The 705-nt window shown below is 74.6% G+C and carries 1 protein-coding gene; it reads right to left on the bottom strand.

Annotated elements, in window-relative coordinates; translation table 11 throughout:
* Positions 1 to 106 precede the first annotated feature (106 nt).
* The coding region (locus tag KUM32_RS38720; protein ID WP_217146481.1) for a L,D-transpeptidase at positions 107 to 705 on the bottom strand (599 nt) is incomplete at its 5' end.

The raw sequence follows: 705 nt of genomic DNA, 5'->3' as shown, positions 1-705 counted from the left end.
CTCGGCGTGTCGTGGGCCGCCCGGGCGGCGGGCCGACGTGGCTCGGAGCGGTCGCGCCCCGGGTCGACCGTGACTCGGACCGGCCGTGGCTCGGACCGGCCGCGGCTCAGATCGCCGGGCGCAGCCGGGCCGCGTCGGCCGCGTCGCCGCCGTCGCGCAGACCGGCGGTGAGGGCACTGCCCTGGCGCCACTTGTCCCAGGACAGGTTCCAGTCGCCGAAGCCGTTGTCGAACGGCGTCATCGTGGTGCCGCCGCTGCCCGTGACCGTCACCAGGTCACCGGGGCGCACCGTGTCGAAGAACCAGCGGGCGTTGGCGGTGCTCATGCCGGTGCAGCCGTGGCTGACGTTGGCGGCGCCGTGCGAGCCCGCCGACCAGGGCGCGGCGTGCACGTACTCGCCGCTCCAGGTGACCCGGGTGGCCCAGTGCACCGGCAGGTCGTACGACTCGGAACTGCCCTCCGCGATGCCGATGCTGGTCCCGCGCATGCGGACGAAGGACTCCTTGGCGAGCACGACCTTGACGCCGTTGCGCGTGTCGAAGCCCGGCTTGCCGGTGGTGACGGGGATGGTGCGCAGCGTCCTGCCGTCGCGCCGTACGGTCATCCGGTGCGCCGCCGCGTCCGTGACGGCCTCGATCCTGGCGCCGGTGCGCAGCGTGAGGGGCTTGGTGGGGCCGCCGTAGAGGCCGCCGGCGACCTTGATGC

The organism is Streptomyces sp. AC627_RSS907, from assembly GCF_019049165.1.
Note: the sequence above shows the minus strand (reverse complement) of the source record. Positions and strands in the feature narration are given on the sequence as shown.